Source organism: Streptomyces flavotricini (assembly GCF_020639365.1).
Taxonomy (GTDB): domain Bacteria; phylum Actinomycetota; class Actinomycetes; order Streptomycetales; family Streptomycetaceae; genus Streptomyces; species Streptomyces flavotricini.
In genome coordinates this window covers 3,497,129-3,518,560 of record NZ_JAINUL010000001.1, presented here as the reverse complement: position 1 = coordinate 3,518,560, position 21,432 = coordinate 3,497,129, and the positions used below count along the sequence as shown (strand labels likewise).

Here is a 21,432-nt window from a genome sequence, read left to right as displayed (position 1 = left end):
CCCCGCAGCCGGCCCCCGCGCAGGCCGGGGAGGCCGCCGCGCCCGTCCCGGCGGCCCGCCGGACGGCGGAGGGGTACCTGCGGGCCGACTTCCCCTGGTACGGGCTGGACGGGGCCTTCACCGGCCCGCGCTGGCTCATGCAGGTGGGCACCGGGGCCGACGGCACCGTCGAGCACGGTTCCACCGGACACGGCGACGAGCCGTCCGCGCGCGGAGAGCTCGCCACCGGCGAGAAGGAGCGCTTCGCGGTGGTCGTCACCGTCGCGAGCAACCCGCTGCGCCGCAGCAGCGACGGCACCGGCGTCCTGGAGGCCACCTCGGTCTCCTCGGCGGCCTGGCTGGCCGGCTCGGGGCTGCTGGCGTACAGCTGGCCGGGGCAGATGGACCACACCCTGCGCGACGACTGGCTCGACCAGCAGACCGAGGCGGCGTGGGAGCTCGCCGACGACCTCGCGGGTCCGGACTGGTCGACGCTGTCGCTCCCGGTCGACGGGGAGCCGACGACCTTCCACTACCGCGAGTCGGAGTTCGGCTGGGTCCTGGCCGGTTCGACGCCCGGCGGCGTCCACGTGGGCGCGTACGGCCGGGGCATGAGCGCGTACGGGCTGGGCTTCTCGGTGATCGCGGATCTGGCCGCCTACGAGTGACCCGGGTACGGGTAGGGGCACCGCCGGCCGGCGGTGCCCCTACCCGTGCAGGACGCTCAGAACTTGTTGCGCGGGGTGATGCCCAGCGACATGCCGGCCAGGCCGCGGGCGCGGCCGCCGAGCTTGCCCGCGATGGAGCGCAGCGCCGCGCCGGCCGGGGAGTCCGGGTCCGACAGGACGACCGGCTTGCCCTCGTCGCCGCCCTCGCGCAGCCGTACGTCGATCGGGATCGAGCCGAGCACCGGCACCGTCGCGCCGACCGTCTTCGTCAGGCCGTCGGCGACCTTCTGGCCACCGCCCGAGCCGAACACGTCGACCATCTCGTCGCAGTGCGGGCACGGCAGCCCGGACATGTTCTCGACGACGCCGACGATCTTCTGGTGCGTCTGCACGGCGATCGAGCCGGCCCGCTCCGCGACCTCGGCCGCGGCCTGCTGGGGCGTGGTCACGACCAGGATCTCCGCGTTCGGCACCAGCTGGGCCACCGAGATCGCGATGTCGCCCGTCCCCGGCGGCAGGTCCAGCAGGAGCACGTCCAGGTCGCCCCAGAACACGTCCGCCAGGAACTGCTGCAGTGCGCGGTGGAGCATCGGACCGCGCCACACCACCGGCGCGTTGCCGGGGGTGAACATGCCGATGGAGATGACCTTCACGCCGTTGGCCGACGGCGGCATGATCATGTTCTCGACCTGGGTCGGGCGGCCCTCCACGCCCAGCATGCGCGGCACGCTGTGGCCGTAGATGTCCGCGTCGACGACGCCGACCTTCAGACCGTCCGCGGCCATCGCCGCGGCCAGGTTCACCGTCACCGAGGACTTGCCGACGCCGCCCTTGCCGGACGCCACCGCGTAGACGCGGGTCAGCGAGCCCGGCTTGGCGAACGGGACCTCGCGCTCGGCGGTCCCGCCGCGCAGCGTCGCCGCCAGGTCCTTGCGCTGCTCGTCGCTCATCACGTCCAGCGTGACCGCGACCGAGGTGACGCCCGGGACGCGCTCGACGGCCTCGGTGACGTTCTTGGTGATCGTCTCGCGCATGGGGCAGCCCGACACCGTCAGGTAGACCGTGACCGCGACCTCGCCGCCGTCGCCGATCTCCACCGATTTGACCATGCCGAGCTCGGTGATCGGCCGGTGGATCTCGGGGTCGTTCACCGTCGCCAGCGCGTCGAGGATCGCGTCCTGCTCAGGCACGGCGGCGGAGCTTGTGTCGGTAGCCATGTCCCCGATGGTACGGCTCGGTAGCCTGCCGCAGGAAAGGGCGCTAGCGGTCGCCTTCGTCACTCTCCGCCGGGAATAGCCGCCGCTCGTCCATCTCCTTGATCAGGTCCTGGAACTCCGACCGGATCCAGTCGCGGGTCGCGACCTCGCCCAGGCCCATCCGCAGGGCCGCGATCTCCCGGGTCAGGTACTCGGTGTCGGCGATGGAGCGCTCGTTCTGCTTGCGGTCCTGCTCCAGGTTGACCCGGTCGCGGTCGTCCTGCCGGTTCTGGGCGAGCAGGATCAGCGGGGCCGCGTACGAGGCCTGCAGCGACAGCATCAGCGTCAGGAAGATGAACGGGTACTGGTCGAAGCGCAGGTGCGTGGGCGCGAAGATGTTCCACAGCACCCAGACGATGATGACCAGCGTCATGTAGACGATGAACCGGCCCGTGCCGAGGAAGCGCGCCACCCGCTCCGACAGCCGCCCGAAGGCCTCCGGGTCGTACACCGGAAGCAGCCGCCGCCGGTCCGGCCGGGGCTGGTCCAGGCGCACCCGCGGCGAGCGGCTCAGCGCGGTCGACCCGGTCGAGGAAGCGGTCGCCTTGGACCGCAGCCGCTCGGCGGACTCCTCCTCCCGGCCCGTGAGCCCCTGCTCGCGCGCGTACTCCCGGGCGTGCTCGCGCGCCAGCTCGCGCCGTACGCGGATCTGCTCGCGGCGCCGTTCGCGCGACGGCTCCCCCCGTCTTTCACTGCCCACTGGAGACCTCCTCGGAGTGGAAGTCCGTCTCCCGCCAGTCGTCCGGCAGCAGGTGGTCCAGTACGTCGTCCACGGTCACCGCGCCCAGCAGCGATCCGCTCTCGTCCACCACCGGCACCGCCACCATGTTGTACGCGGCGAGATGGGTCGTCACCTGGGGCAGCGAGGCGTCCGGACGCAGCGGCGGCAGGTCCGTGTCCACGATCGAGCTCACCAGGGTGAACGGGGGGTCCCGCAGCAGCCGCTGGAAGTGCACGGTGCCCAGGTACTTGCCCGTCGGCGTCTCGTCCGGCGGCCGGCACACGTACACCTGCGCGGCCAGCGCCGGCGACAGGTCCGCCTGCCGTACGCGGGCGAGCGCGTCGGCGACCGTCGCGTCGGGCCTGAGCACGATCGGCTCCGTCGTCATCAGACCGCCCGCGGTGTTCTCCTCGTACGACAGCAGGCGGCGCACGTCGGCCGCGTCGTCCGGCTGCATCAGCGTCAGCAGCCGCTCCTTGTCGTCCTCCGGGAGCTCCGAGAGCAGGTCGGCCGCGTCGTCCGGGTCCATCGCCTCCAGGACGTCCGCGGCGCGCTCCTCCTTCAGCTTGCCGAGGATCTCCACCTGCTCGTCCTCGGGCAGCTCCTCCATGACGTCCGCGAGACGGTCGTCGTCGAGGGCGCTGGCCACCTCGGCGCGCCGCTTCGGGGTCAGGTGGTGCAGGACGTTCGCCACGTCGGCCGGGCGCATCTGCTCGAAGGTGGCCACCAGGTTCTCGGCGCCCTGGCCCTCCTCCTCCAGCGAGAAGCCGGTCACCGCCGACCACTCCACGGTCAGGGTCTCGCCGCGCCGGCGCAGCGCGCCGCTCTTGCCCTTGCGCACGAAGATCCGGTCGATCTCCCAGTCGCGGCGGGCCGGCAGCTGCTGGATCGCCACGTCGAGGACGGTGACCTCCTCGCCGGTGGCGCCCAGCGTCACCCGGCGGTCCAGCAGTTCGCCGAGGACCAGGCGCTCGGTGGGCCGCTGCTCGAAGCGCCGCATGTTGACGACCCCGGTGGTGATGACCTGTCCGGACTCCACGCCCGTCACCCGGGTCATCGGGAGGAAGATCCGGCGCCGGCTGACCACCTCGACCACCAGGCCCAGCAGCCGCGGCGGACGCCCGCCGACGCGCAGCATCGCGACGAGGTCGCGGACGCGGCCGACCTGGTCGCCGTTGGGGTCGAAGACGGGCACACCCGACAGATGCGAGACGAAGATCCGCGGGGCGCCACCAGCCATGCGAGCGCCTCCTAGAGCGTCGGTCCTCAGTCCTGCCGCCCCTCAGGCTAGCCCGTGCCCCGGGAGACCGTCCTGGTGGGGCGGCCGCCCGTGGGTACGGGCGGACCACCCTCCGGGCGCGGTGGCTACGGGCGGGTACGCTGCCTGCTGCTCCACGACGCACGACGACACGCACGACGAGAGGTACCTGCCCGTGACCGCCCACCTCCCCGCCGTTCGGCTGCGCCGGGCGGCCTTCGCCGGTGTCCTGTTCGCGGGCCTGGCCGTCGCCGGCACGGGCTGCGGCGCGGACCCGGACGAGGGCACCAACGGGGTCGGCAAGCTCTCCGCCGACCAGATCGAGGACAAGGCGAAGGCCGCGGCCGGCGCCGCCGACTCGGTGCACCTGTCCGGCACGCTCGTCAGCGGCGGCAAGTCCTTCTCGATCGACATGCGGCTGAAGAAGGACGGCGGCTCCGGCGAGGTGAAATCGCAGGAGGACACCTTCCAGGTGCTGCGGGTGGGGGAGCAGCTCTACCTCAAGGCGAGCGCCGCCTTCTGGGGGAAGTCCGACTCGGCCGGCAAGCTCGGCGACAAGTACGTGAAGGTGCCCGAGGGCGACCCCACGTACAAGCAGTTCCGCGGGTTCACCGACATGCACGTGCTGCTCGACGGGCTGCTGGGACTCGACGGCAAGCTCGCCAAGGAGGCCGACTACACCAAGGTCGGACAGACCCGTGCGGTCCAGGTCACTGCCGGCAAGGGCAAGGGCGGCAAGCTGTCGGTCTCCCTGGAGGGGACCCCGTACCCGCTGCGCCTGGAGCGGGCCGGCGGGGCCGGTCAGGTCGAGCTCGCGGAGTGGGGCAAGGCCTTCCCGCTGGAGGCGCCCGCGCAGGACCAGACCGTCGACTACGGCACCCAGATGCCGACGACGAAGGAGTCGGGCGGGGGCTCCGGCCCGTCGCCGCGCCCGAGCAAGGGCACCGGGCAGGGCTCGGACCCGACGAAGTAGCGGTACGGGCGGACCCGCGGGCGCGGGGCCCGCCAGGGGGTGTCCGCCGGACACCCTCCAGGGGGCCGCCTCCTACGAGCGGGCCGCCTTCTTCCGCTTGAGCAGCAGCTTCGGCAGCCCGGCCGGGACGGGCCCGCGGGTGACCGCCGGCGAGCCCAGCGGGGTCGCGGCCAGCGATCCGCAGGGCAGGTCCGTGGAGGCCGCCACCGGCTCCAGCCGCAGCAGCCGGCACTCGCGCGCCCACCGCTCCGTCATCTGCTCCGAGTCGGGCGCGTTCAGCCGCTTCCCCTTCAGCTCGGCCACCGCCGCCTGCCACTGCTCGCTGCGGGGCGCGAGCTCCCGTACGGCCGCCGTCCAGGCGACCAGCCGGCCGCCCTTGTCCTTGCTGCGCACGGTCACCTCGGCGGCCGCGCCGTCCGCGAGCCCCGGGAACGGCTGCTCCCCGGGCCCGTCGCCCAGTACGTGGGCGGCGCCGTCGACCCAGGCGTGCCACAGGGCCCGGTCGGCCCCGGAGCCGCGGACCCAGATCAGGCCGGACTTCTTGGTGGCCTCCTCGACGAGGGCCAGGTCGAGCGCGCTGAGAGTCATGCGCAACAGAGTAGGGGGTACCCCCCGAGCGGCTAGAGCCAGCCGTGGCGGCGCAGCGCGCGGTGGATGGTGAAGCAGGATCCGGCGATCGCGGCCATCACCATCGGGTAGCCGTAGCGCCAGTGGAGCTCGGGCATGTGCTCGAAGTTCATGCCGTAGACCCCGCAGATCATCGTCGGGACGGCGATGATCGCCGCCCACGAGGTGATCTTGCGCATGTCCTCGTTCTGGGCGACCGTCGCCTGCGCGAGGTTGGCCTGGAGGATCGAGTTCAGCAGCTCGTCGAAGCCGATGACCTGCTCGTGGACGCGTGCCAGGTGGTCGGCGACGTCGCGGAAGTACTTCTGGATGTCGGGGTCCACCAGCCGCATCGGACGCTCGCTCAGCAGCTCCATCGGCCGCAGCAGCGGGGAGACGGCCCGCTTGAACTCCAGCACCTCGCGCTTGAGCTGGTAGATGCGGCCCGCGTCACCGCCGCGCGCACCGCCCTTGGCGGGCGCGGCGAAGACCGCGTTCTCCACCTCGTCGATGTCGTCCTGGACGGCCGCCGCGACGGCGATGTACCCGTCGACGACGTGGTCGGCGATGGAGTGCAGCACGGCCGAGGGGCCCTTGGTGAGCAGTTCGGGGTCGTCCTGGAGGCGGTGGCGCAGGGAGCGCAGGGAGCCCTGGCCGCCGTGCCGGACCGTGATGACGAAGTCGGGGCCGGTGAAACACATCACCTCGCCGGTCTCCACCACCTCGCTGGTGGCGGTCAGTTCGGCGTGCTCCACGTAGTGGATCGTCTTGAAGACGGTGAAGAGCGTGTCGTCGTAGCGCTCCAGCTTCGGCCGCTGGTGCGCGTGCACCGCGTCCTCCACGGCGAGCGGGTGCAGGCCGAACGTGGCGGCGATCCCCGCGAACTCGGCCTCGGTCGGCTCGTGCAGGCCGATCCAGGCGAACCCTCCGCTCTCCCGCACCCGGGCCATCGCCTCACGGGGGGTCAGACAGGCCGATCCCAGAGCGCGTCGGCCGTCGCGGTACACGGCGCAGTCGACGACCGCGCTGCTCGCGGACGGGTCGCGGGTGGTGTCGTAGCCGGGCTGGGACGGGGTGGACCTGCGCAGGGCCGGACGTACGGCGGCACGCAGGTAGGGCAGCATCGACATGGCAGGCTCCTTCGCACGCACGGCTGCGGACCGTACGGGTGGGAGGTCCCTTCCGGATGGCACGGCCGCGGCAGGCCGGCAGGGCCCGGGGCGGACGGAAGGAACAGGACGGGAGGACAGAGTTCCGCCGTCGCTCTTCTACTGATCAGATGATCAAACGGGCGGAAACGTGTCCGTGATGCCCGTACAGGGAGTGGAAGAGCGGTTGGTACTGCACGATCGACTTCGATCCATTGCAGCCCCACCTCCTCCGGCCGGTCCTCCGTGGAGGACGTCCTGTCGTCGGCTGCCCCGAAACAGCTCTTCAAGAGTGTGGCCCCGACCAGCGGTCAACATTATCAGCCGACGGATGGTCAAGACCCGCCCTTTACCCGCCTCATACGAGTTCTATGCTCGCGGCATGGCACAAATTCTGGCTCTCGTCGAAGCCCGGCTGCGCAGCGCGCTGGGCGAACCCGACGCCCGCGCCGCGGTCACCTTCCTCGGCACCGACCGCATCGAAGTGCTCCGCTTCGCCGAGGGGGACCTCGTGCGGTACGCGACCCTCGGCATGTCCGCGCATCCCATGGCCGACCCGACCGTCGTGGTCGCCGACCCGCTGCGCGGACCGCGCGCCGAGCTCGTGCTGACCGTACGGGCGGGACTCGCGCCCACCGACGAGCTGCTGCGGCCGCTCGCGGTGCTGGGCGCCGCGCCGCAGGTGGAGGGGCTGGTCGTGGCCCCCGGCGCCTCGCTCGACGTGGGCGCGCCGCTGTGGGGCGGGGCACCGTTCACCTCCGTGCTCGTCGCGGAGCCCGGCGGGCTGGTGGAGGACCTCGAACTCGACGCCCCCATGGACCCGGTGCACTTCCTCCCGCTGCTGCCGATGACGGCGAACGAGGCGGCGTGGAAGCGGGTGCACGGCGCGGCGGCCCTCCAGGAACGCTGGCTGTCGCACGGCACGGATCTGCGGGATCCTCATCGCAGCGCGGTGCCGCTGGACTGAGACACGCGGACCGGGGCATCCGGACGGGTGATCGTGTCTTGACGGGGCGCCGGGCGGGGAGGAGCGTGGCTTCTTATGAGGGGCGAACCGACATGCCCGAAGTGCGGTGGCCGGGTCAGGGCGCCCGGACTCTTCTCCGACTCGTGGCAGTGCGTGGTGCATGGCACGGTGCACCCCCTGCAGCCCGTCATCCCGCCGAGCGTCGAAGGCCTGGGCGTGGTGGTGAACCGGGCGAAGGTGCCGGTGTGGATGCCGTGGCCGCTGCCGGTGGGATGGCTGTTCACCGGGGTGGCGGCGGCCGGTGACGACCGCAGCGGGGGCCGGGCGACGGCGGTGGCCTGCTCGGGTCCCGGACCGCTCGGCGGGATCGGCGAGCTGCTGCTGGTGGCGGAGGAGTTGGGAGTCGGGCTGGGCTCGCGGTACGCGGGGATCGACGGACCCGACCCCGGCCCGTACATCGACGTCTCGACGCCGCCGCACGTCAAGGTCGTCGCGGCGGGCCGCCCGACACCGCTGTGGCACGTGAAGGGAGCCCCGGACGACCGGGCCGTGTTCGCGGGCGAGGCCCGCGGGCTGTGGCTGTGGGCCGTCGTCTGGCCGGAGCAGTCGGGCCTGCTGATGTACGACGAACTGGTGCTGACGGACCTGCGGGACGCGGGCGCCGAGGTCGAACTGCTGCCGTGCGGTGCGCTGAGCCCGCGCGTCCTCGGCCCGTAGGAGCCGGTCCGCGGGAGTCCGCGCGGGGCCCGCGCAGGGGCCGGGCGCCCGCGGCGTGGCGCCCGGGCGGCGGGCGGGCGTTATCCTGGGGTGTCCCCCCGTACCCGCGAGACCCCTGGAGCACCGGCCGTGCGCATCGATCTGCACGCCCACTCCACGGCCTCCGACGGGACCGACACCCCCGCCGAGCTGGTCCGCAATGCGGCCGCCGCCGGGCTGGACGTGGTCGCGCTGACCGACCACGACACCGTCCGGGGATACGCCGAAGCCCTCGCCGCGGTGCCGCAGGGGCTCACCCTCGTCACCGGCATGGAGCTGTCCTGCCGGATCGACGGCATCGGGATGCACCTGCTCGCGTACCTCTTCGACCCCGAGGAGCCCGAGCTCGCGCGCGAGCGGGAGCTCGTCCGCGACGACCGCACCCCGCGCGCCCACGCCATGATCGGCAAACTGCGGGAGCTCGGCGTCGACGTCACCTGGGAGCAGGTGTCCCGGATCGCCGGCAACGGCTCCGTCGGGCGGCCGCACATCGCCACCGCGCTCGTCGAGCTGGGCGTCGTCCCCACCGTGTCCGACGCGTTCACGCCGGACTGGATCGCCGACGGCGGCCGCGCGCACGCCGAGAAGCACGAGCTCGACCCCTTCGACGCCATCCGCCTGGTCAAGGCGGCCGGCGGGGTCACCGTCTTCGCCCACCCCGCCGCCGTCAAGCGCGGCCGGTGCGTCCCCGAGTCCGCGATAGCCGAGCTCGCGTCCGCGGGGCTGGACGGGATCGAGGTGGACCACATGGACCACGACAGCGAGACGCGCGGGCGGCTGCGCGCCCTGGCCGGCGAGCTCGGGCTCCTCGTGACCGGATCCAGCGACTACCACGGCAGCCGCAAGACGTGCCGCCTCGGGGAGTACACGACCGACCCCGAGATCTACGGCGAGATCACGCGCCGCGCGACGGGGGCCTTCCCCGTCCCGGGCGCCGGCGGAGCGACCGGCGCGTAACGCGCCGACCGGCGCGCACGCGCGCCGATGAGCCCTTTCTTCTTTTCTTCGAAACACCCCTCTCTCCTGCAAGGCATCACTGTGTTTGACTTCGCCGTCTTCGGATCCCTATTTCTCACGCTTTTTGTGATTATGGACCCCCCGGGGATCACGCCGATCTTCCTCGCCCTGACCTCGGGCCGACCCGCCAAGGTGCAGCGCCGCATGGCCTGGCAGGCCGTCTGCGTGGCCTTCGGCGTCATCGCGGTCTTCGGCATCTGCGGCCAGCAGATCCTGGACTACCTGCACGTCTCCGTCCCCGCGCTGATGATCGCGGGCGGTCTGCTGCTCCTGCTCATCGCGCTCGACCTGCTCACCGGCAAGAACGACGAGCCCAAGCAGACCAAGGACGTGAACGTCGCGCTCGTGCCGCTCGGCATGCCGCTGCTCGCCGGTCCCGGTGCGATCGTGTCCGTCATCCTCGCGGTGCAGAAGGCGGACGGGGTCGCCGCGCAGGTCTCGGTCTGGCTGGCGATCGTCGCCATGCACCTCGTGCTGTGGACCGCCATGCGCTACTCGCTGGTGATCATCAGGGTCATCAAGGACGGCGGTGTCGTCCTCGTGACGCGCCTCGCCGGCATGATGCTCTCCGCGATCGCCGTCCAGCAGATCATCAACGGCGTGCTGCAGGTCATCCACTCGGCCTGACCGCCGCCCGGCCCGTTCCCGACCGCCGCCCGGCCCGTTCCCGCGTACGCGAACGCCCCCGCACCGATCCGGTGCGGGGGCGTTCGACGTTGTTTCGCGGAGGCGTCAGGAGGACGTGCTCTCGGCCGGTCGGATCAGAATGCGCTGGCCTACGGCGGCCGCCTGCTGCACGATCCGGTTGACGGAGGCCGCGTCCACGACGGTGCTGTCCACGGCGGATCCGTCGACATCGTCCAGGCGCAGAATCTCGAAGCGCATGGGGCTTCTCCCTTCGTCAGTGTTCTCCTTGCACTGTTCCAACGAAGTGTAAGAGGAAAACATTCCCTACGCTAAGGAAATTTTTTGACTTGCTAACTAACCTCGTGGGCGGGCATCCCAGAACGAGGCCAGTGCACCCGCAGTGACCTGCGGATTCTCCGCATTGGGGGAGTGCTCGGCACCCCCCACGACCACCCGGGCCGCACCCAGCCGCCGTGTCATCTCGTCCATCAGCGGGACCGGCCACGCGTAGTCGACCTCGCCGGACAGCACCAGCTTCGGCAGCTCCACCGAGCTGAGCTCGTCCACCCGGTCCGGCTCGGAGACCAGGATCCGGCCCGTGGCGATCAGCTGCTCCGGCACCGTGGCCAGCCACCGCTCGCGCAGGAAGTCCGCGAGCTCGGGGGCGTCGGGCACCGTGTCCTCGGGATCGAAGGACCGCATCGCCGTCCACACGCCCGGCATGTCGTCCCGCATCGCCTCCAACGCCGCGACCAGCAGCTTCGTACGCTCCTGCTGGTCCTCGGCGATCGCGGCCGGCCCGCTGCTCATCAGGGTCAGGGAGGCGAAGGGAGCCGCGTCGCGCAGTACGGCGGCCCGCGAGATCAGCCCGCCCAGCGAGTGGCCGACCAGGTGGACCGGACCCCCGCCCACGGCGGCGGCCTGGGCGAGCACGTCCTGCGCCAGCTCCTCCAGCGCGTACGCGGACTCCTCGCGCGGGCCGGGGCTCTCGTGCTGCCCGCGCCCGTCGACCGCGACCACCCGGTAGCCGGCGGCGGCCAGGGGCTCCAGGAGGCCGATGAAGTCCTCCTTGCTGCCCGTGAACCCGGGGACCAGCAGGGCGGTGCCGCGGACCGGCTCGCCGGCCTCGTGCACGGCGAATTCTCCGCGGGCGGTGGACAGGAGGTGTGCGCGGGCACCGGACGGCAGCGTGAGGCGGGGCGGCTTGCTCATGGGCCAGAGGCTACCGGCCCGGGGTTACCGGCGCGTAGGGGCGGTGTGCACGGCGCGGACACGCCGGTGGCCCGGCCCCCTCGGAAGGGGACCGGGCCACCGGACGGCGCAGCGGGGATCAGGCCTCCGTGGTCTCCGCGACGGGAGCGACGGCCTTGCGGGTCCGCGTGCGCTTCGGCTTCGCGGGGGCCTCCTCGGCCACCGCCGCGGCCGGAGCCTCGACGACGGCTGCGGCGGCCTTGCGGGTCCGGGTGCGCTTCGGCTTGACCGCCGCCTCCTCGGCCACCGCAACGGTCTCGGCGACCGGAGCGGCCGCCGCGACCTTGCGGGTCCGGGTGGTCGGGGCGCTGCGACGGGCCTTCACCGGGGGCTCCACGGGCGGGGCCACCTGGAAGTCCGGCTCCGGGGCCGCGTCGACGACCTTGCGGGTACGGGTCCGGCGGGCCGTGACCACCTCCGCGGCCGGAGCCTCGGCGATCGGGGTCACCTGGGCCAGGACCGGCTTCTGGGTCGGGACCCGGCGGGCCCGGACCGGCTCGGCCTTGACGGGCTCGGCCTGGACGGGCTCCGCCGACGGGGCCTGCACGAACTCCGGCTCCGCGAAGACCGGGGCCTGCGCAACCTTGCGGGTGCGGGTGCGGCGGGCCTTGACCGGGGCCTCCTCGGCCGGAGCCTCGGCGACCGGGGCGACGGCGACGGGCGCGGCCTCCACGACGGGGGCGGCCTCCACGACCGGGGTGACCGGGGCCTGCTCGGCCACGGCGGCGGCCACGGCGGCGGCCGTCGTCACCGAACGCGTCCGGCGGCGGCGCGGCTTGCGCGCCTCGTCGCCGGCCGGAGCCTCGGGGGCCTCGGCCACCGGCGTCAGGGCGGCGGCCTCGCCGGCGAGCTCGCTGCCACCGCGCGTACGGCGGCGCTGGCGCGGGGTGCGCGTACGGGCGGCACGCTCCTCGACCGGGGCCGCGGCGGCGGCGGCCGGACCGCGGTCACCTCGACCGCCACGGCCACCGCGGCCGCCGGTCTCTCCCAGGTCCTCGAGCTCCTCGGCCTTCAGGCCGGCCCGCACGCGCTCGGCGCGCGGCAGGATGCCCTTGGTGCCGGCCGGGATGTGCAGCTCCTCGAACAGGTGTGCAGACGTGGAGTACGTCTCGACCGGCTCGTGGAAGTCCAGCTCCAGCGCCTTGTTGATCAGCTGCCAGCGAGGGATGTCGTCCCAGTCGACCAGGGTGACGGCCGTGCCCTTGTTGCCCGCGCGGCCGGTACGGCCCACGCGGTGCAGGAAGGTCTTCTCGTCTTCCGGCGTCTGGTAGTTGATGACGTGCGTGACGCCCTCGACGTCGATGCCGCGCGCGGCGACGTCGGTGCACACCAGCACGTCGACCTTGCCGTTGCGGAACGCGCGCAGCGCCTGCTCGCGCGCGCCCTGGCCCAGGTCGCCGTGGACGGCGCCGGAGGCGAAGCCGCGCTTCTCCAGCTGCTCGGCGATGTCGGCCGCCGTGCGCTTCGTACGGCAGAAGATCATGGCCAGCCCGCGGCCCTCGGCCTGCAGGATGCGGGAGACGAGCTCCGGCTTGTCCATGTTGTGCGCACGGAAGACGTGCTGCTTGATGTTGGCGACGGTGACGCCCTCGCCCTCGGGCGAGGTGGCGCGGATGTGCGTCGGCTGCGTCATGTACCGGCGGGCCAGGCCGATGACCGCGCCCGGCATGGTCGCCGAGAACAGCATCGTCTGACGCTTGGCCGGGAGGTAGTTGATGATCTTCTCGACGTCGGGCAGGAAGCCCAGGTCGAGCATCTCGTCGGCCTCGTCCAGGACGAGGGCCTTGACGTGCGACAGGTCGAGCTTGCGCTGGCCGGCCAGGTCGAGCAGGCGGCCCGGGGTGCCGACGATCACGTCGACGCCCTTCTTGAGCGCCTCGACCTGGGGCTCGTACGCGCGGCCGCCGTATATGGCGAGGACGCGGACGTTGCGGACCTTGCCCGCGGTCAGCAGGTCGTTGGTGACCTGGGTGCACAGCTCGCGCGTCGGGACGACGACGAGGGCCTGCGGGGCGTCGGTGAGCTGCTCGGGCGTCGCCCGGCCCGCCTCGACGTCCGCGGGGACGATGACCCGCTCCAGCAGTGGAAGGCCGAAACCGAGCGTCTTGCCGGTTCCGGTCTTGGCCTGGCCGATGACGTCCGTGCCGGAAAGGGCGACGGGGAGGGTCATCTCCTGGATCGGGAAGGGGGACACAATGCCGACGGCCTCAAGGGCTTCGGCCGTCTCGGGAAGGATCCCGAGGTCTCGGAACGTAGTCAGGGTGCTGCCTCTTCTGTGAGACGCGGCGCGAGGCGGCGAGGGGGGTCGTACCGTGCCTGGCTTGCAGTACTGCGCCCTTCCGGAGAACGGAAGAGCCATTACGAAGCTGCGCGGGACCACTGGCCTTCGCTCAAGCGCTTGTGCCGCTGAGGGGGCCCCTCGTGGAGACGCGGTACGCATGGACGTACGCGTCACGCCGAGGGCGGTCGGGTGGAGCCGATCGGGCCACCGACCGGGCATCCTCATTCGGATGGCCCGCCGAGTATCCGGCAGGCGCATTACCACTGTACCCCGGAATCGCGCAGGTGTGTCGGGTGAATTCACCTGGTAGTCGCGTTTGGCCAGACCAGCGGTGACCCGATGCGGTACCTGTGGCGGGGTTCCGGCGGGCTATTGTGCGGAGCATGTCGACCGTTGAAAACGCATCGCCCTCCGACGACAGCGCCGGCGCCGGGGAGACCGGGATCGCCGCCCAGGACTGGGCGACCGCCTCCGCCTCGCCGCAGTACCGGGCAGCCGTCGTGGACCTGCTGGGAGCGCTCGCGTACGGAGAGCTCGCGGCCTTCGAGCGCCTCGCGGAGGACGCGAAGCTCGCGCCCACCCTCGACGACAAGGCCGAGCTCGCGAAGATGGCCTCCGCGGAGTTCCACCACTTCGAGCGGCTGCGCGACCGCCTCGCGGCGATCGACGCCGAGCCCACCGCGGCCATGGAGCCCTTCGCCAAGGGCGTCGACGACTTCCACCGCCAGACCGCGCCCTCGGACTGGCTGGAGGGCCTGGTCAAGGCCTACGTCGGCGACTCCATCGCCAGCGACTTCTACCGCGAGGTCGCCACCCACCTGGACAGCGACACCCGCGCCCTCGTCGTGAGCGTGCTCGACGACACGGGCCACGGCGGCTTCGCCGTCGAGAAGGTGCGCGCCGCCATCGAGGCCGATCCGCGCTGCGGCGGCCGGCTCGCGCTGTGGGCCCGCCGGCTGATGGGCGAGGCGCTCTCGCAGGCGCAGCGCGTGGTCGCCGAGCGCGACGCGCTCTCCACGATGCTGGTGGGCGGCGTGGACGGGATGGCGGCCGGCTTCGACCTGGCGGCCGTCGGCGAGATGTTCACCCGGATCACCAAGGCGCACACCAAGCGCATGGCCGCACTGGGCCTCGCCGCCTGATCGTCCCACCCGCTCGTACGCCGGCCCCGGCGCGGACTCCCGCGCCGGGGCCGGCGTACGAGGTGACGGAGTGAGGACGGATCCGGATCAGGTCGGCCGGAGGCCGTTCAGCCCTGGGACGGGAGCGAAAACGGAGTCCGGCGCGATGAGCGCCGGGGTCCCGCGCCGGGGCGCAGCAGCAGTGACAGCACCACCGCGGAGACGAGCACCGAGCCGACCAGGGTCGCGAAGAGCGTGTTGTGTCCCGGACCGAGCGCGAACTGTGTCAGGTACGCCCCGAACAGGGCCCCCAGGACCCCGCTGACCAGCACCGTCCTCGGGGACGGCAGCCGCAGGGCCAGCACTCGCAGGGCCGCTCCGGCAAGGGCGAGGCCCAGGAGGGCGGAGCCGAGCGCTTCCAACAGCAGCATGGGCGTCTCCCGCGGGTCAGGGGCAAACCGGTTCACTGCGGTCCTACCCGAAGCGGAGGAAAGGGAAACGGCCCGGTGGAATCAACCACCGGGCCGTTTCACCCAGTTCTGCCGAATGCCGGTCGCGATGCGTCAGAGCGCGCCGAAACCGACCTTGCGCACGCTCGGCTCGCCCAGGTCGATGTACGACAGGCGGTCGGCCGGCACCAGGACCTTGCGGCCCTTGTTGTCGGTGAGGCTCAGCAGCGGCTCCGAACCGGTCAGCGCGGCGGTGACGATGCGCTCCAGCTCCTCGGCGCTCAAGTCGCTCTCCAGCACGATCTCCCGGGGTGCGTGCTGCACGCCGATCTTGACCTCCACGGCTTTGTCCCTCCGATGGTCGGTTGTGCGCGATCAGCCGCGCCGTACCCGGTCCACATTAGCCCGGAGAGGGGACCCGGATGCGGCGCTCCGGACACGCTCGCAGCGAACATCGGGCCTGGCAGCCGCCGGGCGGCCGCCCCGGCTCCCGGTCAGGCCTGCGGGGCCTGGCCGCCCTCCGTGCCGTGCAGCGGGAAGCCGGCGATGCCGCGCCAGGCCAGCGAGGTCAGCAGGCCCACCGCGGTGTCGCGGGCGACCGGGCTCTCGCTGGAGAGCCAGTACCGGGCCACGACCTGCGAGACCCCGCCCAGGCCCACGGCCAGCAGCATCGACTCGTCCTTGGACAGGCCGGTGTCCTCGGCGATGACGTCGGAAATGGCCTCGGCGCACTGGAGCGAGACGCGGTCGACGCGCTCGCGCACCGCGGGCTCGTTCGTCAGGTCGGACTCGAAGACCAGGCGGAAGGCGCCGCCCTCGTCCTCCACGTACGCGAAGTAGGCGTCCATGGTCGCGGCCACGCGCAGCTTGTTGTCCGTCGTCGACGCGAGCGCCGTGCGCACGGCGAGCAGCAGGGCCTCGCAGTGCTGGTCCAGCAGCGCCAGGTAGAGGTCGAGCTTGCCCGGGAAGTGCTGGTACAGCACGGGCTTGCTGACGCCGGCCCGCTCCGCGATGTCGTCCATCGCCGCCGCGTGGTAACCCTGCGCGACGAAGACCTCCTGGGCCGCGCCCAGCAGCTGGTTGCGCCGGGCTCGGCGCGGCAGTCGCGTGCCCCGGGGACGCGCTGCCTCCGTCTGCTCGATGGCTGTCACGCCGCCTCCCACTTTCTCTAAGAACACAGTGCGCTCTGCGCCGCGCGGCCATCGTACTTTTCGGTAACCGAATCTGTAGGGTCCAAGCCGAGTTTTCTCGCTGTGCGGACCGTGTACGGACTGCCCGGAGACGCTGGTCAGCGGTAGTCGTCCTCGTCCAGGGTCACCACCCGCGCCTGCTCGGCGGCATCCCCGTCCGCGGCCTCGTCGCGGTCCACCCCGGTGACCCGGTCGTCGTCGTCCGGCTGCAACTCGGCCAGCTGTTCCGCCGCATCGGCCTCGGGCGCCTCGGGGTCGAGGGTCTCCGGGACGCGCTCCTGGAAGGTCTCCGGCTCTGCGGGGTCGACGGTCATGTGGCTCCCCTTCTTCCCTCGCCCCTCGTGGGCCTGCCGCATGTGTGGCCTGCCTCATCTATGAGCGTAGGAGGATCGCGGATACCCCGCTACGCGGACCCCCATGCATCTGTGATGCCGAACACAAGAGTCCGGACGTGATCGTCTCGTAACATTGGCGCCATGTCTTCGACCGAGCTGCCGGGTGTGCGATCCGCATCCGAAGCGTTCTCCCAGGTGGGAGCCGTCCACGTCGCCGAGGGGGAGCATCTGCGCCTCGCGGTGCTGCCCGGACTGGAGCTCGCCGTCCGGTCCCGGCCCCCGCTGCGCACGGGTCTGCCGCCCGCGCTGTTCGTCCACGGACTCGGCGGTTCGTCGACGAACTGGACGGACCTCATGGCACAGCTGGAGGACAGCGTCGACGGCGAGGCGCTCGACCTGCCCGGCTTCGGCTGGTCCCCGCCGCCCGCGGACCGCGACTACTCGGTCACGGCGCTGGCCCGCGCCGTCATCCGGCACCTCGACGCCGCCGGCCGCGGTCCCGTCCACCTCTTCGGGAACTCCCTCGGCGGAGCCGTCTCCACCCGCGTCGCGGCCGTCCGCCCCGACCTGGTGCGCACGCTGACGCTGGTCTCGCCCGCACTGCCCGAGCTGCGCGTGCAGAAGTCGGCCGTCCCCACCGCACTGCTCGCCGTGCCCGGGATGGGGCCTCTGGTCGGCCGGCTCACCCGCGGGCTGAGCGCCGAGGAACGCACCCGCGGGGTGACGGCCCTCTGCTACGGGGACCCCTCCCGGGTGACACCGGAGGGCTTCGCGCACGCCGTCGCGGAGATGGAGCGGCGGATGGCCCTGCCGTACTTCTGGGACGCGATGGCCCGCTCCTCGCGCGGCATCGTCGACGCGTACACCCTCGGCGGGCAGCACGGACTGTGGCGCCAGGCGCAGCGTGTGCTCGCCCCGACGCTGCTCGTCTACGGCGGCCGGGACCAGCTGGTCTCGTACCGTATGGCGCGGAAGGCGGCGGCCGCCTTCCGGGGTTCGCGCCTGCTGACCCTGCCCGAGGCCGGGCACGTGGCGATGATGGAGTACCCCGGGGTCGTGGCGCAGGCCGTCCGGGAGCTGCTGTACGACACCGACCCGGACGCGCCCGACACGCGGGACGCGCCCGGCATCCGAGATACCGAAGACGGCAGAGGCTGAGGACCGTGGGACGACATAGTCGCAAGGGGCCCGCTCCGGTCCCCGCTCCCGTCCGTCCGGCGCCCGCGCCGCAGGCGGCACCCGAGGCGGCCCCGTACGAGGAGCCGTCGCCGTACGCGGAGCGGGCCCCGTACGAGGAGCGGTCCGTCTTCGAGGAGCGCCGCCCGTACGAGGGGCAGCGCGGCGCCGCGGCCGAGTACCGGCCGTACGAGGAGCACCGGCCGTTCGAGGAGCAGTGGCCCTCAGGCGGGTACCCCGCGTACGAGGAGCCGCGCGGCGGCCACCCCGAGCAGCGCGAGCCGGGCGGCGCCTGGGGCGCGGGGTCCGACGCGGTGTACGGGGACTGGCACGGCGTACCGCGGGCACGCCGGTCCGAGCCCGCCGCGCCGGCCGCCGCCGCGCCGGCCGCCGCCGTGCCGGACGGCGACCCCCCGGCCTTCGGCACCCCTGCGGTCGGCTTCCCGCAGGTGACCCTCCCGCAGCCCGCCACCGCCCCCCTGACCTCCGCCGGCCCGTCCCTGCGGGTGCCGGGGCCGCGCGCGCCGATGGCCGCCCCGGTCGCGACCCCGGCCGCACCCGCGGTGCCGGCGGAACCGCTCGTGCCGGCCGAGCCCGCCGCTCCCGCCGAGGAGCCGCCCGGCCCCGGGCGCGGGCGGAAGGCCCGTACCTACACCGGGATGGCCGTCGCGGCCGTCACCACCGCGCTCGCCGTCGTCGTGGCCGTACAGATGGCTTCCGACGGCGACAGCGGTTCCTCGCCCACCGCGAGTTCCGCCGGCGGCACCCAGAAGCGCGCCGATCCCGGCACGTCCGCCGCCTCCCGCTCCGACGGCCGGGCGACCCCGGCGGCGCCCGCCGCCCCGGCCGCGCCCGCGGTGGAGCTGTCGTACGAGCAGAAGATGGCCCAGCAGTTCCCCATCGACGAGAAGCTGAAGGGGCCGGGCACCTTCGACACCGTCCCCGGGGTGGCGCCGGCGCCCGGCAAGGGCAAGAAGATCCGCTACCGGGTCGACGTCGAGCAGGGGCTCGGCCTGGACGCGCAGCTGTTCGCCGAGGCCGTCCACCGCACCCTCAACGACGACCGCAGCTGGGGCCACGGGGGGACGAAGACCTTCGAGCGGGTGCCGGGCGGCGAGGCGGACTTCGTCATCACGCTGGCCAGCCCCGGCACCACCGGCGTGTGGTGCGCCAAGTCCGATCTGGACACCACCGTCGACAACGTCAGCTGCGACTCCGCCTCCACGGACCGGGTCATGATCAACGCGTTCCGCTGGGCGCAGGGATCGACGACGTACGGTGGGGACCAGATGTTCGCGTACCGGCAGATGCTCATCAACCACGAGGTCGGCCACCGGCTCGGGCACGGCCACGTGAACTGCCAGACCCCGGGCGCGCTCGCGCCGATCATGCAGCAGCAGACGAAGTCCCTCAACATCGGCGGAATTCAGTGCAAGCCCAACCCCTGGGTGTTTCCCGGGAATTGACGGGCGGGAGATGGTGAACGGCGGGATATCGCGTTGACACTTGTCCGATGATCGGTAATTGTTCTCCGCATGTCGCACCGCCACACCACCATCGCGAGCGCCGCCATTGAGCTGGCGCTGCTCGGTGTGACCGCGCACAGCGTGGCCGACATCCTCTGTCGCTGACGCCCGCCCGATCGCGCCGCGACTTCTCCTTCTCCCTTCCTTCGCCGCGCCCGGGTGCATCCATGCCCGCAGGTGCGGCTTTCTCGTTCCACCCGCATGCGGCCACGTATGGGCCGCTGCCGGTTTCCGACTGCTGACCGCTGCCCCTCGCGTGGCCTTTCTCCCCTTTTGTTCGGTTCCTGAAGCCGGGCGATCCACGATTCACGCCGAGAGGTCCCTTTTCCCATGCTCCGTCAGTCCCAGACATCGCGCCGCGTGGCCGCGGTCGCCGTCAGCCTCGTCCTGGCCGGGGGCGCCGCGGCCTGCGGACCCAAGGACGCGGCGGACCAGTCCGGCGCCACGTCCGGCTCAGCCGGCGGCGCCCCCCGCAAGGGCGGCACCCTGACCGTCCTCAACTCCGAGCCGCAGAGCGACTTCGACCCGGCCCGCCTCTACACCTCCGGCGGCGGCAACGTCCCCTCGCTGGTCTTCCGGACGCTCACCACCCGCAACCGCGAGGACGGCGCCGCCGGCACCAAGGTCGTGCCCGACCTGGCCACCGACACCGGCAGGCCCAACGCCGACGCCACCGAGTGGACGTACACGCTCAAGGACGGGCTGACGTACGAGGACGGCACCCCGATCACCACCGCCGACATCAAGTACGGCATCGAGCGGTCCTTCGCCGCCGAGCTGTCGGGCGGCGCCCCGTACCTGCGGGACTGGCTGGTCGGCGGGGAGGGCTACGAGGGTCCGTACAAGGACGGCGGCAAGGGGCTCGACTCGATCCTCGTGCCCGACGCGAAGACGATCACCTTCAAACTGCGCAAGCCCGAGGGTGAGTTCCCCTTCGTGGCGACCCAGACGCAGTTCGCGCCCGTTCCCAAGGCCAAGGACACCGGGGTGAAGTACGAGGAGCACCCCGTCTCCTCCGGCCCGTACAAGGTCGTCAAGAACGAGAACGACGGCGAGCACCTCACCCTCGAGCGCAACGAGAAGTGGGACCCCAAGACCGACGAGGAGCGCAAGGCCTACCCGGACCGCATCGACGTCCGCTCCGGGCTGGACGCGGCGGTCATCAACCAGCGGCTGTCCACCAGTTCGGGCGCCGACGCGGCCGCGATCACCACGGATACCAACCTCGGACCCGCCGAGCTCGCGCAGATCGGCAGCAACAAGGAGCTGGAGGGACGCGTCGGCACCGGGCACTTCGGCTACGTCAACTACCTCGCCTTCAACCCGAAGGTGGCCCCCTTCGACAACCCGAAGGTGCGCCAGGCCATCTCGTACGCGATCAACCGCACCAGCGTGATCAACGCGGCCGGCGGCTCCGCCCTCGCCGAGCCGGCCACCACCTTCCTGCCCGAGCAGAAGGCCTTCGGCCACACCCCGTACGACCACTTCCCGGCCGGGAAGGCGGGCGACCCGGCCAAGGCCAAGGAACTGCTGAAGGAAGCCGGCTTCCCGGACGGGCTGAGCATCACCCTGACGCACTCCACCGCGCAGAACCGGCAGACCAGCCCCGAGGTCGCGACCGCCGTGCAGCAGGCGCTCGCCGCCGCCGGGATCACCGTCAAGCTGGAGGGCCTGGAGAACAACGCCTTCAACGAGAAGCGCTGGGACGTCAAGAACACCCCCGGCTTCTTCCTCTCCCGCTGGGGCGCCGACTGGCCCTCCGGCGGCCCCTTCCTCGCGCCGATCTTCGACGGCCGGCAGATCGTCACCAACGGCACCAACTACAACCACGCCCAGCTGAACGACCCGGCCGTCAACGCCGAGATCGACGAGATCGCCAAGCTGACCGACCTCGCCGAGGCGGGCAAGCGCTGGGGCGCGCTCGACAAGAAGATCGGTGAGCAGGCCCTCGACGTGCCGCTCTTCCACCCGGTCTACAAGCGGCTGGTGGGCAAGGACGTCAAGAACGTCGTCATCAGCGACTGGACCGGCGTCCTCGACATCTCGCAGGTCTCCGTCAAGTGACCGTCACCCTGCAGCAGCCTGCCGCGCCGCCCGCGCCCGGGGCCCCCGCCCCGGGCGCGGGCG

Annotated in this window: 23 protein-coding genes; 11 read left to right on the top strand and 12 right to left on the bottom strand. The window is 72.4% G+C overall.

Annotated elements, in window-relative coordinates:
• A partial coding sequence (locus K7B10_RS15650) for a hypothetical protein (RefSeq protein ID WP_229336631.1) occupies positions 1–647 on the top strand: 647 nt, incomplete at its 5' end.
• A 56-nt stretch (positions 648–703) separates the two neighbouring features.
• On the opposite strand, the gene K7B10_RS15645 is transcribed toward K7B10_RS15650, so the two are convergent.
• From K7B10_RS15645 to K7B10_RS15635, 3 genes are all read right to left on the bottom strand, one after another.
• Complete coding sequence (locus K7B10_RS15645) at positions 704–1,819, bottom strand: Mrp/NBP35 family ATP-binding protein (RefSeq protein ID WP_229345090.1); 1,116 nt, start codon at positions 1,817–1,819, stop codon at positions 704–706.
• 88 nt (positions 1,820–1,907) lie between these two features.
• Positions 1,908–2,459 carry a DUF1003 domain-containing protein gene (locus K7B10_RS15640; protein WP_229345088.1) on the bottom strand — a complete coding sequence of 184 codons (552 nt, stop codon included), beginning with the start codon at positions 2,457–2,459 and terminating at the stop codon, positions 1,908–1,910.
• A 133-nt stretch (positions 2,460–2,592) separates the two neighbouring features.
• The gene (locus K7B10_RS15635; protein WP_229336630.1) at positions 2,593–3,864 is read right to left on the bottom strand and encodes a magnesium transporter MgtE N-terminal domain-containing protein; all 1,272 of its coding nucleotides are present in this window, start codon (positions 3,862–3,864) and stop codon (positions 2,593–2,595) included.
• Between the two features lie 193 nt (positions 3,865–4,057).
• Between K7B10_RS15635 and K7B10_RS15630 the strand changes: the two genes are divergently transcribed.
• Positions 4,058–4,855 (top strand): hypothetical protein, encoded by a 798-nt coding sequence (locus K7B10_RS15630; protein ID WP_229336629.1) that lies wholly within the window; start codon positions 4,058–4,060, stop codon positions 4,853–4,855.
• A gap of 72 nt (positions 4,856–4,927) precedes the next feature.
• Here K7B10_RS15630 and K7B10_RS15625 read toward each other — a convergent pair whose 3' ends face one another.
• Positions 4,928–5,443 (bottom strand): hypothetical protein, encoded by a 516-nt coding sequence (locus tag K7B10_RS15625; protein ID WP_229336628.1) that lies wholly within the window; start codon positions 5,441–5,443, stop codon positions 4,928–4,930.
• Between the two features lie 32 nt (positions 5,444–5,475).
• Complete coding sequence (locus K7B10_RS15620; RefSeq protein WP_229336627.1) at positions 5,476–6,591, bottom strand: magnesium and cobalt transport protein CorA; 1,116 nt, start codon at positions 6,589–6,591, stop codon at positions 5,476–5,478.
• A gap of 400 nt (positions 6,592–6,991) precedes the next feature.
• Here K7B10_RS15620 and K7B10_RS15615 point away from each other — a divergent pair, with 400 nt between their 5' ends.
• The 4 genes from K7B10_RS15615 to K7B10_RS15600 all read left to right on the top strand — a co-directional run bounded on the left by K7B10_RS15615 (position 6,992) and on the right by K7B10_RS15600 (position 9,976).
• The gene (locus K7B10_RS15615) at positions 6,992–7,576 is read left to right on the top strand and encodes a suppressor of fused domain protein (RefSeq protein ID WP_229336626.1); all 585 of its coding nucleotides are present in this window, start codon (positions 6,992–6,994) and stop codon (positions 7,574–7,576) included.
• A gap of 75 nt (positions 7,577–7,651) precedes the next feature.
• Positions 7,652–8,293 (top strand): DUF6758 family protein, encoded by a 642-nt coding sequence (locus K7B10_RS15610; RefSeq protein WP_229336625.1) that lies wholly within the window; start codon positions 7,652–7,654, stop codon positions 8,291–8,293.
• 129 nt (positions 8,294–8,422) lie between these two features.
• Positions 8,423–9,289 (top strand): PHP domain-containing protein, encoded by an 867-nt coding sequence (locus tag K7B10_RS15605; RefSeq protein WP_229336624.1) that lies wholly within the window; start codon positions 8,423–8,425, stop codon positions 9,287–9,289.
• An 81-nt stretch (positions 9,290–9,370) separates the two neighbouring features.
• Positions 9,371–9,976, top strand: a complete 606-nt coding sequence (locus K7B10_RS15600; RefSeq protein ID WP_229336623.1) for a MarC family protein — start codon at positions 9,371–9,373, stop codon at positions 9,974–9,976.
• A gap of 105 nt (positions 9,977–10,081) precedes the next feature.
• Here K7B10_RS15600 and K7B10_RS15595 read toward each other — a convergent pair whose 3' ends face one another.
• The 3 genes from K7B10_RS15595 to K7B10_RS15585 all read right to left on the bottom strand — a co-directional run bounded on the left by K7B10_RS15595 (position 10,082) and on the right by K7B10_RS15585 (position 13,586).
• The gene (locus K7B10_RS15595; protein ID WP_229336622.1) at positions 10,082–10,234 is read right to left on the bottom strand and encodes a DUF8834 family protein; all 153 of its coding nucleotides are present in this window, start codon (positions 10,232–10,234) and stop codon (positions 10,082–10,084) included.
• A gap of 96 nt (positions 10,235–10,330) precedes the next feature.
• Complete coding sequence (locus tag K7B10_RS15590; protein ID WP_229336621.1) at positions 10,331–11,188, bottom strand: alpha/beta fold hydrolase; 858 nt, start codon at positions 11,186–11,188, stop codon at positions 10,331–10,333.
• A 118-nt stretch (positions 11,189–11,306) separates the two neighbouring features.
• A complete protein-coding gene (locus K7B10_RS15585; protein WP_229336620.1) occupies positions 11,307–13,586 on the bottom strand; it encodes a DEAD/DEAH box helicase in 2,280 nt (759 codons plus the stop codon).
• A gap of 305 nt (positions 13,587–13,891) precedes the next feature.
• On the opposite strand from K7B10_RS15585, the gene K7B10_RS15580 reads away from it, so the two are divergent.
• A complete protein-coding gene (locus K7B10_RS15580) occupies positions 13,892–14,650 on the top strand; it encodes a ferritin-like fold-containing protein (RefSeq protein ID WP_229336619.1) in 759 nt (252 codons plus the stop codon).
• A gap of 107 nt (positions 14,651–14,757) precedes the next feature.
• Here K7B10_RS15580 and K7B10_RS15575 read toward each other — a convergent pair whose 3' ends face one another.
• The 4 genes from K7B10_RS15575 to K7B10_RS15560 form a co-directional block, all read right to left on the bottom strand.
• Positions 14,758–15,060, bottom strand: a complete 303-nt coding sequence (locus K7B10_RS15575) for a hypothetical protein (RefSeq protein WP_030868282.1) — start codon at positions 15,058–15,060, stop codon at positions 14,758–14,760.
• A 132-nt stretch (positions 15,061–15,192) separates the two neighbouring features.
• A complete protein-coding gene (locus K7B10_RS15570) occupies positions 15,193–15,420 on the bottom strand; it encodes a DUF3107 domain-containing protein (protein WP_030868281.1) in 228 nt (75 codons plus the stop codon).
• Positions 15,421–15,572: 152 nt separating this feature from the next.
• Positions 15,573–16,229, bottom strand: coding sequence for a TetR/AcrR family transcriptional regulator (locus K7B10_RS15565; protein WP_030153469.1), 657 nt, complete (start codon positions 16,227–16,229; stop codon positions 15,573–15,575).
• A 137-nt stretch (positions 16,230–16,366) separates the two neighbouring features.
• Positions 16,367–16,582 carry a hypothetical protein gene (locus tag K7B10_RS15560; RefSeq protein ID WP_229336618.1) on the bottom strand — a complete coding sequence of 72 codons (216 nt, stop codon included), beginning with the start codon at positions 16,580–16,582 and terminating at the stop codon, positions 16,367–16,369.
• A gap of 162 nt (positions 16,583–16,744) precedes the next feature.
• Here K7B10_RS15560 and K7B10_RS15555 point away from each other — a divergent pair, with 162 nt between their 5' ends.
• The 4 genes from K7B10_RS15555 to K7B10_RS15545 all read left to right on the top strand — a co-directional run bounded on the left by K7B10_RS15555 (position 16,745) and on the right by K7B10_RS15545 (position 21,369).
• A complete protein-coding gene (locus K7B10_RS15555; RefSeq protein ID WP_229336617.1) occupies positions 16,745–17,761 on the top strand; it encodes an alpha/beta fold hydrolase in 1,017 nt (338 codons plus the stop codon).
• Positions 17,762–17,766: 5 nt separating this feature from the next.
• The gene (locus tag K7B10_RS15550; protein ID WP_229336616.1) at positions 17,767–19,245 is read left to right on the top strand and encodes a DUF3152 domain-containing protein; all 1,479 of its coding nucleotides are present in this window, start codon (positions 17,767–17,769) and stop codon (positions 19,243–19,245) included.
• Positions 19,246–19,314: 69 nt separating this feature from the next.
• A complete protein-coding gene (locus K7B10_RS41600) occupies positions 19,315–19,410 on the top strand; it encodes an Ms4533A family Cys-rich leader peptide (protein ID WP_324617065.1) in 96 nt (31 codons plus the stop codon).
• A 225-nt stretch (positions 19,411–19,635) separates the two neighbouring features.
• Positions 19,636–21,369 (top strand): ABC transporter substrate-binding protein, encoded by a 1,734-nt coding sequence (locus K7B10_RS15545; RefSeq protein WP_229336615.1) that lies wholly within the window; start codon positions 19,636–19,638, stop codon positions 21,367–21,369.
• The last annotated feature ends 63 nt before the right edge of the window (positions 21,370–21,432 follow it).